General features: G+C 67.4%; 10 protein-coding genes. 1 reads left to right on the plus strand and 9 read right to left on the minus strand.

Translation table 11 applies throughout. The annotated features are described in order from the left end of the window. Positions 1 to 56: 56 nt before the first annotated feature. The 6 genes from AC0LPE_RS16310 to AC0LPE_RS16335 form a co-directional block, all read right to left on the minus strand. The gene (locus AC0LPE_RS16310) at positions 57 to 1,292 is read right to left on the minus strand and encodes a fatty acid desaturase family protein (RefSeq protein ID WP_059382247.1); all 1,236 of its coding nucleotides are present in this window, start codon (positions 1,290 to 1,292) and stop codon (positions 57 to 59) included. 63 nt (positions 1,293 to 1,355) lie between these two features. Next, entirely contained in the window at positions 1,356 to 2,633 is a 1,278-nt protein-coding gene (locus AC0LPE_RS16315) for a fatty acid desaturase family protein (protein WP_490604834.1), read from the minus strand. Between the two features lie 30 nt (positions 2,634 to 2,663). Then, positions 2,664 to 3,794 carry a ferredoxin reductase gene (locus tag AC0LPE_RS16320; RefSeq protein WP_160874267.1) on the minus strand — a complete coding sequence of 377 codons (1,131 nt, stop codon included), beginning with the start codon at positions 3,792 to 3,794 and terminating at the stop codon, positions 2,664 to 2,666. A 110-nt stretch (positions 3,795 to 3,904) separates the two neighbouring features. After that, complete coding sequence (locus AC0LPE_RS16325) at positions 3,905 to 4,414, minus strand: DUF6912 family protein (RefSeq protein WP_016693392.1); 510 nt, start codon at positions 4,412 to 4,414, stop codon at positions 3,905 to 3,907. Positions 4,415 to 4,417: 3 nt separating this feature from the next. Further along, entirely contained in the window at positions 4,418 to 5,827 is a 1,410-nt protein-coding gene (locus AC0LPE_RS16330) for a WS/DGAT/MGAT family O-acyltransferase (RefSeq protein ID WP_490604835.1), read from the minus strand. Next, positions 5,824 to 6,312, minus strand: coding sequence for an HAD-IA family hydrolase (locus AC0LPE_RS16335; protein ID WP_037190660.1), 489 nt, complete (start codon positions 6,310 to 6,312; stop codon positions 5,824 to 5,826). Before AC0LPE_RS16335 ends, AC0LPE_RS16330 begins: the two co-directional genes overlap by 4 nt. Before the next feature lie 176 nt (positions 6,313 to 6,488). Here AC0LPE_RS16335 and AC0LPE_RS16340 point away from each other — a divergent pair, with 176 nt between their 5' ends. Beyond that, positions 6,489 to 7,040 carry an Rv3235 family protein gene (locus tag AC0LPE_RS16340; RefSeq protein WP_160874271.1) on the plus strand — a complete coding sequence of 184 codons (552 nt, stop codon included), beginning with the start codon at positions 6,489 to 6,491 and terminating at the stop codon, positions 7,038 to 7,040. Between the two features lie 42 nt (positions 7,041 to 7,082). On the opposite strand, the gene secA is transcribed toward AC0LPE_RS16340, so the two are convergent. The 3 genes from secA to AC0LPE_RS16355 form a co-directional block, all read right to left on the minus strand. Beyond that, positions 7,083 to 9,884 (minus strand): preprotein translocase subunit SecA, encoded by a 2,802-nt coding sequence (secA, locus tag AC0LPE_RS16345; protein ID WP_490606362.1) that lies wholly within the window; start codon positions 9,882 to 9,884, stop codon positions 7,083 to 7,085. Positions 9,885 to 10,068: 184 nt separating this feature from the next. Then, on the minus strand, positions 10,069 to 10,737 hold the full coding sequence (gene hpf / locus AC0LPE_RS16350; protein WP_060651341.1) for a ribosome hibernation-promoting factor, HPF/YfiA family: 669 nt from the start codon (positions 10,735 to 10,737) through the stop codon (positions 10,069 to 10,071). 235 nt (positions 10,738 to 10,972) lie between these two features. Then, entirely contained in the window at positions 10,973 to 11,617 is a 645-nt protein-coding gene (locus AC0LPE_RS16355; protein ID WP_160874275.1) for a ComF family protein, read from the minus strand. Between the last annotated feature and the right edge of the window lie 38 nt (positions 11,618 to 11,655).

Here is an 11,655-nt window from a genome sequence, read left to right on the forward strand (position 1 = left end):
ACGCACCGAACCCCGGCACCGTGTGGTGCCGGGGTTCGTGCTCGTTCTCGTGACCGTCAGCGCATGCCGAGCGCGCGGCGGATGAATCCACGCTTGCGGGTCTTCTCGATGGTGGTGGCCAGACCCACGCGGCGACCGGTGGCCGGATCGATCTCCGGCGCTCCGCCGAAGCCCCGCTCGGAAGCGGTCTCCGGAGCGGCGTCGCGGTCGTCCTTGAGGTACTTGTCGGGCAGCGACAGCTTGGCGATGGTGCGCCACGACTTCCAGTACTGCACCGCGAGCGGACCCGTGGTGTACGGCAGGTCGTACTTCTCGCACAGCTCACGCACGCGCACCGCGATCTCCGCGTACCGGTTGGACGGCAGGTCGGGGTAGATGTGGTGCTCGATCTGGTAGCTCAGGTTGCCGGTCATGAAGTCCATGACCTTGCCGCCGGAGATGTTCGCGGAGCCGAGCATCTGACGCAGGTACCACTGGGCACGCGTCTCGGTCTCGATGTCCTGCTTCGTGAACTTCTCCGCACCGTCCGGGAAGTGACCGCAGAAGATCACCGCGTTGGTCCAGATGTTGCGCACGAAGTTGGCCGTGGCGTTGGCCTTCATCGTGGACTTCCACGACTTGCCGGTGAGCGCCGGGTAGATCACGTAGTCCTTGAGGTGCTGCTTGCCGAGCTTGGCGAGCACCTCCTTGCCGCGTGCCTTGGTGAGCTCGCGGTCGTCGCGTCCCTGGATGACCTTGCCGAGCTCGAGCAGCTGGATGGCGATGCCGTACTGGAACAGCGCTGCGAGGATGGCGTTGTACGCGACGTTGCCGAGGTAGAACGGCTTCCATCGCTGGTCGCGGGTGACGCGCAGCAGGCCGTATCCCACATCGTCGTCCATGCCGAGGATGTTGGTGTACTTGTGGTGCAGGTAGTTGTGGGTGATCTTCCAGTGCGCCGACGGGTCGACGTTGTCCCACTCCCAGTTGGCCGAGTGCACCTCGGGGTCGTTCATCCAGTCCCACTGCCCGTGCATCACGTTGTGCCCGAGCTCCATGTTCTCGATGATCTTCGACAGGGAGAGCATGCCCGTGCCCAGCAGCCACAGCGGACGCTTGTTCGAGCCGAGCAGCACGAGGCGCCCGCCGATCTCGAGGCCGCGCTGCAGCCGGATCGTGTTGCGGACGTATCGAGCGTCGCGCTCACCGCGGGACTCCTCGATATCGCGCCGGATGGCGTCGAGTTCGCGGCCGATGGCCTCGACGTCCGCCTCCGTCAGGTGCGCGTACTCCTTGACATCCGATATCGCCATGCGGGCTACTCTACCGTAGGTTACGGGCCCGTAGGTTAGCCGAATTCGGAGCTGTGTCGCGAATCACACAGTGGCGGAAGGTCGCGATTCACCACTGCGACGACGACGCTCTGCTACCGCATGCTCGGCGTGGACCCGCAGCGCCGTGAGCAGACCCCGGCGACGTCCGGTGGACGCCTCGGTGACCACCGCGGGCACGTCCGGGCGCCACCTGTCGAACTTGCGCTCGGAGGAGGTCTCGGGGGCGTCATCGGCCGTCGCCTTGAGGAACCGGTCGGGCAAGGCGAGCTTGTGGATCGTGCGCAGGGCGAGCCAGTACTGCCGGGCGAGCGAGCCGGTCGTGTACGGCAGGTCGTACTTGCCGCACAGCGCCCGCACACGGGCGGCGATCTCCGGGTAGCGGTTGCTCGGCAGGTCCGGGAACAGGTGATGCTCGATCTGGTAACTGAGATTCCCGGTGAGGAAATCCATCGCACGCCCACCGGAAATGTTTGCGCTGCCGAGCAACTGGCGCAGATACCACTCCCCGCGCGTCTCGTTCTCGTAGTGCTCGGTCGTGAACTTCTCTGCGCCGTCGGGGAAGTGGCCGCAGAAGATCACGAGATACGCCCAGATGTTGCGGATCACATTAGCGGTGAGGTTCGCCGACAACGTGCTGCGCCAGGCCGGGCCGGTGAGCGCCGGGAAGAACACCAGGTCCTTGACGATCTGCCGGCCGGCCTTCGCCGCGAATTCCTTGTTGGGCCCCGACTTCCACTGCGCGGGCGGGACGCCCTCGAGTTCCTTCTTCGCCGAGAGGTCGTGCAGCGCGATCCCCCACTCGAAGGTCAGCGCGAGGACGATGTTCGCGATCGGCTGCGCGAGATTGCGCGGACGCCACTTCTCGTCGCGCGTCATCCGCAGGATACCGAATCCCACGTCTTCGTCCATGCCCACGATGTTCGTGTAGGTGTGGTGCGCGTAGTTGTGGGCGCGCTTCCAGTGCTCGGACGGACCGGTCTGATCCCATTCCCACGAGGTCGAGTGGATCTCGGGGTCGTTCATCCAGTCCCACTGCCCGTGCATCACGTTGTGCCCGAGTTCCATGTTCTCGATGATCTTCGCGAGCGACAGCGCAGCGGTACCGATGATCCAGCGCGACCGTCGACGCGAACCGAACAGCGCGCAGCGTCCGACCACCTCCAGCACACGCTGCGCACGGATGACGGAATGGATGTAGCGGGCGTCCCGCGGGCCGCGCGAATTCTCCACATCCCGTCGAATCGCGTCGAATTCGTTTGCGAGAGCAACGATATCGTCTTCGGTCAGATGCGAGAACGCGCGGATGTCGGTGATGGCCAAGCGGGATCCTTCGGAGATTGCTGTCGGTGTCTACACGTCCAGTGTGCAGTCGCCGGCAGCGGCGGAGATGCAGGTCTGGACGCGCTCGCCCTCTGCGTGCTCCTTGCCGGATCGCAGATCGACGACGTGCCCCTTCTCGAGCGGCACAACACAAGTCTGACAGATTCCCATGCGACAGCCGAAGGGCATCAGCGCACCGACGCTCTCACCGGCCTCGAGAATCGTCGTGGCGCCGTCCACGGTGACGGTCTTGCCGGACTTCGCGAACGTGATCGTTCCACCCGATCCCGAGGTGTCGGCGCGGCTGACGGCGAAACGCTCGAGGTGGACCTGATCCTCGATACCCTCCGCGGTCCAGTGCGCGGTGATGTCGTCGAGCATCTGCTGGGGACCGCACGCCCAGGTCTGGCGCTCGCGCCAGTCGGGGCACACCTCGTCGAGCTCGGAGAGCGCGAACTTGCCCTTCTCACGGGTGTGACGCACGTGCACCCGGAAGCGATCGTGGGTGGCGTCGAAATGCTCCAGTTCGGACCGGAACATCACGTTCTCGGCTGTCGGCGCCGAGTGGATGTGCACGACGTCGGGCAGGTCGAGTTCGCGTTCGACCGCGCGCCGGTCGAGCGTCCGCAGCATCGACATGATCGGCGTGATGCCACTGCCGGCCGTGAGGAAGAGGATCTTCGCCGGCGGCGGGTCGGGCAGGACGAAATCGCCCTTCGGGGCCGCGAGGCGCACGACGGTGCCCTCGGGGACACCACCGACGAGGTGGCTCGACAGGAAGCCCTCGGGCATCGCCTTCACGGCGATGGAGATGACCTTGTCGTCCCAGGTGGGCGAGGAGGTCAGCGAGTACGAGCGCCAGTGCCAGCGACCGTCGATGTGCAGACCGATGCCGATGTACTGGCCGGGCGCGTATCCGAAGTCGAAGCCCCAGCCCGGACGGATGACGATCGTCGCGGAATCGGGGGTCTCCTGACGCACCGAGACGACGCGACCGCGCAGTTCACGGGCGGACCACAGCGGGTTGACCAGATGCAGGTAGTCGTCGGGAAGCAGAGGGGTGGTCAGCCGGGCCACCGCGCCACGCAGGACGTTGGAGAGCGACTTCTCCCCTGGCGCGACGTGTGCCGCAGGCTTCTCGATCCATTCCTTCAGGCCCATCCGACCGTTTCTCCTCACTCCGGTTACGCCTCCGTAGGTTATCAGAGGTTACGGAAGCGTAGGTTGAGCAGGAGACGGCCGTCACACCGATGACGTGGCGATATGCGAGGTCAGAGCAGTTCGAGCAGGAAGGGCAACTCCTGCGCCGCGTACCACGCCAGTTCGTGGTCCTCCGCGTCGCCGAGGACGAACTCGGCCTCCTCGTCGCCCAGTTCGGCCGCATCGACGATCTCGCGTGCCCGCGCGACGTCGGCCTCCGCCTCCTGCAGGTCGATGTGCACCGACGCGACCGCACGCATCGTGATCGGACCGGTGAGCTTGACGACCGCGTCGTCGAGATCCGGGCGCGGCTTCACCTCGTCGACGTCGGCGGCGATCACCACCCGACGGGACGCGAAGGACGGATGATCGTTCGGCTCCTCCGAGCCGAGCAACCGCAGCGACGCGCGTGCCGCCTCGGCCATCGCGACCTCGGCGAGTTCCTCGTCGTCGCCCGCCGTATACGCCTCGCGCAGAGCGGGGGTCACCGCGAAGGCCGTTCGGCCCACCGCGTCGACCTCACCGTCGGCGACGAGGCCCTGCAACATCGCGAGCGTTGCCGGTACATAGACACGCGTCACTTCTCACCTGCCGGCATCCGTCAACTCCTCGAGAGATTCCTGGATCAGCGTCGCTGCCACGTCCACATCGGGCATCGCATCACGATCCGCATTCAAACCGTAGTAGATCTTGCCGTCGTAGGACGTCAACGCGATGCTCAAGGACTGATTCTTCAGCAGCGGCGAGACCGGGAAGATCTCGAGCAACCGGGCCCCGGTGAGGTAGAGCGGGTGCTGCGGACCCGGCGCATTGGTGATCATGAGGTTGAACATCCGCTGCGAGAAACCCATCGCGACCCTCGCTCCCACCGCGTGCATCGTCGCCGGAGCGAAGCCCGACAAGCGGACCATCGTCTGCGCCGCCACGCGCCGCCGTTGCCGCGAGTAGGCCTCGCCGGCGTGCGCGATGTGCGACAACCGGACCACCGCGTTCGGCTCCCCCACCGGCAGATCCAGCAGGAAGGACGACACCTCACCCTGCGGGTGCACCTGGATCGTGTCGTTGTCGCCGCAGTCGTCCGGATCCTGGGTGTAGACCGACATCGGGACCATCGCCCGCACCACGGTCGCCTCGGTCACCGGTTCCCCGCGGGAGAGCAGCCAGTAGCGCAGCGCCCCCGCGAGGACCGCGAGCACCACGTCGTTGATCGTGCAGCCGTAGCGGGAGTGGATCTTGCGGTAGGGCTCCAGATCGGAGCGCACCACGGAGAACCGGCGGCTCCGCGAGATCTGCGTGTTCAGCGGAGTCTCGGGCGCCGATTGCGCAGCCGTGCGGGCGATCCTGCCCACCGCGTCGACGGTCTCGGTGAGCGTCGCCGTGAGATCGCCCACGGCCGATCGCACGGCGGCGATCCCCTCCCCCGGGCGCGCGACGAGTTCGGCGAGCGCTCCGACGAGCAGAGCGGACTCCGACGGTTCGCGTTCGGGCATCCACAATTCCTCGGGGACCTCACGCGGCACCGGCTCCTTGTCGAAGAGTACCTGGACGATGTCGAGGGCCTCCTCGCCGTCGACGAGCGCCGAATGCGACTTCGTGAACAACGCCACCCGATCGTTCGCGAGTCCCTCGACGAGGTACATCTCCCACAGCGGTCGCGTGCGGTCGAGCGGCCTCGAGACCAGACGCGCGACGAGGTCGTGCAGCTGTTCGTCGGAGCCCGGCTTCGGCAGCGCGGAGCGTCGCACGTGGTAGGTGATGTCGAAGTCGCGGTCGTCGACCCACACGGGTCGCGAAAGCCCGAATGCGACCTCCCGCACCTTCTTCCGGTAGCGGGGCACCTCGGGCAGTCGCTGCTCGACCAACCGGAGCACGCTCTCGTAGTCGAGACCGCCCTGGGGGGGTTCGAGGATCGCGAGCGACCCGACGTGCATCGGCGTGTTGCTCGTCTCCAGGTAGTAGTACGACGCGTCCTGCGCTGTCATCCGGCTCGTCATCGACCCCGTTCCCCCTCCTGACCCGAACCTCCCGAGCGCCGCCACCACGACCCGGCGCCCTCCGTGGCTCCGCTCCCGATCTCCTCGGGATCGAGATCGAAGAGTACGGCCAGTTCGCCCGGCGCGTCGTGTGAACCATCATGGTGTACGCCGACCATCCCCGCAGCGGCGGCGCCTCGCACGTTGCCGACCGAATCGTCGACGAAGACGCACTCGCCGGGTTCGAGGTCCAGCAGCCGGGCGACCAGCAGGTAGCTTTCGGGATCCGGTTTGGCGACACGCGCGTCCCCCGAGAGCACCACTCGATCGACGAACGGGCCCTCGAGATCGCGCAGCCACTGCGCGCCGGGCCCACCGGGGTCGTTGCTCAACAGAGCGGTCCGCACACCGCGTGCACGCAGGACCGTCACCGCCGCGCCGAACGTGCCGGGGTCGCTTCCCGGCCCGACCAGGACGCCACCGACATCGAGTACGAGTCCTCGCATCACGACACCACCGTAGGTCCCGGACGTCCCGCTCGCGCAGCGCAACCCGTGCGCGTCGAACCGGGACCGTCTTCCGGAAATGTGGCATCATGTGCGCGGTTCGTCCTCTCCCGAACCGCTTCACCGGCACGGTGTCGACCGTGCCGATCCCATTCTCATGCCCTTCGGGAGAGCCCATGTCGCATCACACCGGGCGCTACGTGCGCCGCCTCACCCGCCTCGAACCCCCGGTCGAGGCACCCTGCCAACACCCCCGCAGCCACGTCACCCGTCGGCCCACGCCGCACGACGGACGCTCGGGGCGCGCCCCGGTCCACCGCGACGGAATCGAACGTCCGGCGGTTGCCCGAGGCACCGAAGGTCCGGTCGCGACACCGGGTGACCGGCCCGCGATCGTGCTCGATCCGGGTGTCGTGCGGGTCGCGGAGACGGCGGTGCGCCTGGTCCTCGAAGTGGTCGACGGCCGCCGCCCCGCCGTGCAGTCCACCGCGGTCCTCGATCCACGTCTGGTCGCGACGATCACCGCGGGCCGGCCTCCGCGTGCAGGACGCAGCACCGCGGTGCTGCTGCGGACACGAGTTCGTCCCGTCGACGCCGACACCGTGGAATTGTTCGGCAGCTACGGCCGCGGGGACCGGGTGTTCGCCTTCGCCGGCCGCATGGTGCGCAAGCGTCCCCGTCCTCGTGCTCCGCACCGCTGGACGATCACGACCCTGTGGCTCGGGTGAGCCACAGGGTCGTGGGGTGATCGCTCCATGTGAGTCTTCGACTCAGCGCCGCCGGTTGGTCTTCGCGTCGCGGCGGGCCGCGGCACGACGCTCCTTGCGGGTGCCGGCCTGCCGGGGCGCGGAGCCCGCGTCGGCACCGGCGGTCGTACGCGCGACGTGAGCGCGGCCGTCCTCGTCGGGGCCGGTGTAGGTCAGGCGCCGCTCGGTCTCGTCGAGCCCCTTGGCCCGCAGCGCGGCCGGAGCGGGTTCCGCCTGCGCCGGTTGTGCCGTCCGAGCGGGCTGCTGTGCCGGTCGGGCGGGAGCCGCCTTGGCGAGGCTCGGGGCCGCCTGCGCGGCGGCCGCCGCGGAGGCCGGCGTGACCGCCACACCCGCGGACTGCTGCTGCTGCTGCGCGGCCTCGACCTGGAGGTTGAACAGGAATCCGACCGATTCCTCCTTCAGACCCTCGAGCATCGCGGTGAACATGTCGAAGCCTTCGCGCTGGTACTCGACGAGCGGATCGCGTTGGGCCATCGCGCGCAGGCCGATGCCCTCCTTGAGGTAGTCCATCTCGTAGAGGTGCTCACGCCACTTGCGGTCGAGGACCGACAGCAGCACACGACGCTCGAGTTCGCGCATCGCGTTCTCCCCGGCGATGGCCTCGAGTTCGGCCTCGCGACGCGTGTAGGCGGCGCGGGCGTCCTCGAGAAGAACCTCGAGCAGGCCGTTGCGGTCGAGATCCTCGTTCTCGGCGACGAGCGTCTTGTGGTCGACACCTACCGGGTAGAGGGTCTTGAGGGCCGCCCAGAGCTGCTCGAGATCCCAGTCCTCGACATAGCCCTCGGCGGTGGCACCGTCGACGTAGGCGGTGATCACGTCGGTGAGCATGTGCTGCACCTGACCCTCGAGGTCCTCGCCGCGCAGGATCCGGCGGCGCTCCTCGTAGATGACGGTGCGCTGCTGGTTCATCACCTCGTCGTACTTGAGGACGTTCTTGCGGATCTCGAAGTTCTGCTGCTCGACCTGCGTCTGCGCGCTCTTGATGGCCTTGGAGACCATCTTCGCCTCGATCGGCACGTCGTCGGGCAGGTTCAGACGCGTCATGATCGACTCGAGCGCGGCGCCGTTGAACCGGCGCATCAACTCGTCGCCGAGCGAGAGGTAGAACCGCGACTCGCCCGGGTCGCCCTGGCGACCGGAACGACCACGCAGCTGGTTGTCGATACGACGCGACTCGTGCCGCTCGGTGCCGAGCACGTACAGACCACCGGCCGCGCGCACCTTCTCGGCGTCGGCCTTCGACTCGAGCTTGATCCGCTCGAGGGTCTCGTCCCAGGCCGCCTCGTACTCCTCCGGCGTGTTGACCGGATCGAGGCCGCGCTTGCGCAGCTCGATGTCGGCGAGGATGTCGGGGTTGCCGCCGAGCACGACGTCGGTACCGCGACCGGCCATGTTCGTCGCGACCGTCACCGCCCCGGACCGACCCGCCTGCGCGATGATCTGTGCTTCCTGCTCGTGGAACTTCGCGTTGAGCACGCTGTGGGGAACACCGCGCTTGGTGAACTGCCGCGACAGGTACTCCGACCGCTCGACGCTCGTCGTACCGATGAGGACCGGCTGGCCCTTCTCGTGACGCTCGACGACGTCGTCGACGACGGCCGCGAACTTCGCTTCCTCGGTCTTGTAGATCAGGTCGCCCTGGTCGACACGCACCATCGGACGGTTCGTCGGGATCGGGATGACGCCCAGGCTGTAGATCTGGTGGAGCTCGGCGGCCTCGGTCTCGGCCGTACCGGTCATGCCCGACAGCTTGTCGTACAGGCGGAAGTAGTTCTGCAGCGTGATCGTGGCGAGCGTCTGATTCTCGGCCTTGATCTCGACGCCTTCCTTGGCCTCGATCGCCTGGTGCATGCCCTCGTTGTAGCGGCGACCCGACAGGACGCGGCCGGTGAACTCGTCGACGATGACGACCTCGCCGTTGCGGACGATGTAGTCCTTGTCCTTGGCGTAGAGCTCCTTGGCCTTGATGGCGTTGTTGAGGTAGCTCACGAGCGGCGAGTTGGCCGCCTCGTACAGGTTGTCGATGCCGAGCTGGTCCTCGACGAACTCGACGCCGGCCTCGTGCACACCGACGGTCCGCTTGCGGATGTCGATCTCGTAGTGCACCTCGGGCTCGAGCAACTTGGCGATGCGCGCGAACTCGGAGTACCACTTGCTCGACGCGTCGGCGGGACCCGAGATGATCAGCGGCGTCCGGGCCTCGTCGATGAGGATCGAGTCGACCTCGTCGACGATCGCGAAGTTGTGGCCGCGCTGCACGAGGTCGTCGAGCGAGTGCGTCATGTTGTCGCGCAGGTAGTCGAAGCCGAACTCGTTGTTGGTGCCGTAGGTGATGTCGGCGGAGTAGGCCGCGCGGCGCTGGGCCGGGGTCATTCCGGACAGGATCACGTCGGTCTCGAGGCCGAGGAAACGGTGCACGCGGCCCATCCACTCAGCGTCGCGCTTGGCGAGGTAGTCGTTGACGGTGACGACGTGGACGCCGTCGCCGGAGATCGCGTTGAGGTAGGCCGGCAGCACACAGGTGAGGGTCTTGCCCTCACCTGTCTTCATCTCGGAGATGTTGCCGAAGTGCAGCGCCGCGCCACCCATGATCTGGACAAGATAGTGCTTCTGGCCGAGCACACGGAAGGACGCCTCGCGGGCGGTCGCGAAGGCTTCCGGAAGCAGATCGTCGAGCGTCTCGCCGTCCCGGTAGCGACTCCGGAACTCGTCCGTCCTGGCCCGGAGCTCGGCGTCGGTCAGGGCCTCGAAGTCCGGGGAGAGGGAATCGACATGCTCGGCGATGTGCTTGAGCCGCTTGACCATGCGACCTTCACCGATCCGGAGCAGCTTCGTCAGCGACAGCACTGGTGTGTTCGTCCTCAATCTCGGGTACCTGCACGGACAAGAAATCCGGCCGAGGCCTTGTCGGACCCCGGCCGGATTCCATGGTAGGCGCTGCGCGGGAGTGACCGCGATGGCGAGGTGCCTTCGGTCACTCCCGGCAGTGTCACACGAGCCTGATCAGACCGTAGTCGAAGGCGTGTCGCCGGTAGACCACGGACGGCTTGTCCGTCTCCTTGTCGTGGAACAGGTAGAAGTCGTGACCGACGAGTTCCATCTCGTAGAGGGCGTCGTCGACGGTCATCGGCTGAGCGTTGTGTTCCTTCGTCCGGACGATGCGACCGGGACCGTCCTGGGGTTCCTTCTCGCTGTCGCCGAGCGACAGGTCGGGCGAGATCGCGAGCTCGTCGTCCTGGGCGAGGGCCGCGGTGGCTTCCGCCACGGACACGGGTGTCTTCTCACCGTAGGAGACCTTGCGGCGCTCCTTCGTCCGTCGCAGCCGCGATTCGAGCTTGCTGATCACGGACTCGAAGGCAGCGTAGAAGCTGTCGGCACTGGCCTCGGCGCGTACGACAGGTCCCTTTCCGCGGGCAGTGATCTCGACCCGCTGACAACTCTTCCTCTGACGCCGGTTGCGTTCGTGTTGCAACTCGACATCGAAGATGAAGATCGTCGGATCGAAACGTTCGAGCCGAGCGAGTTTCTCGGAGACGTAGATCCGGAAATGATCGGGAACCTCGACGTTGCGTCCTTTCACGACAACGTCGGCACGGGGGCCTTCCGTGGCGGCATCGGCCTCTGCAACGGAACCTCTGGACTTCGAAGGGGTCGTCACGCGTACCTCCCGAGTTACGGCCGGCGCAGCCCGCGCGCCGGCATGATGTATGAGCGCGAGAGCGCGCTCGCCCGGAATCGGAAGAACAGGCGTTTCCACCCGTCTACCTTGTTGTTTCCGGGTCTGATGGCGACGGTAGTACGTAACGCGGAGGTGTGCCACCGTTCCCGCGCGATTTCACGTCGCGTCGTCTTCCGGTCACCCGGCGGGGCACTTTCCGGGCCCGCCCACAGGCTCACGCGTGGGCGATCACGAGCACTGCGCGAGGGTCGAATCCGGCGCGCCGGAGTGCCCGCACCGACTCGCGCGCGGTGGTTCCGGTGGTGAGCACATCGTCGACGACGAGGACCGGGATCGTGCGCGGCAGCCCGTCGGCGCGCACCCCGACACGACCGGCGAGGTTGCGCTGCCGGTCGGCTGCCGAGAGCCCCACCGAGTCGCGTACCCCGGCCGCCACATTCAGGATCGGGTGGACGTGGAGGCGACGGTCGTGGGTGGCGGCGGCCCGGGCGGCACGCGTGACGGGATCGCCTCCGCGGGCCCGCGCCGCACGCGCCCGGGTGGGGGCGGGCGCCACGATCATCGGGCCCTCGGGCAGTTCGCTCCATCGGCGCAGCCGCGCGATCGCGACGGCCCACGCGAGCCCGAGCGGCTCGGCGAGATCGCGGCGGGCACGCTCCTTCGCGACGATCACCGCGCGGCGCCTGGGGCCGGTGTACGGGCCCAGACTCCACACCGGGACCCCGGGTTCGACGCGCGGCGCGACGACCACGGGATGGTCGGACAACTCGCGTGCGCACGCCCGGCACCAGCTCGTCCCGGGAGCGGCGCAGCCACCGCACCGGGCGGGCAGGACGAGGTCGAGAAGGGCCGTGAGCACACCGGGAGTGTGCCCGAAGTCACCGACGACCGGAGGTC

Source organism: Rhodococcus sp. S3 (assembly GCF_058211795.1).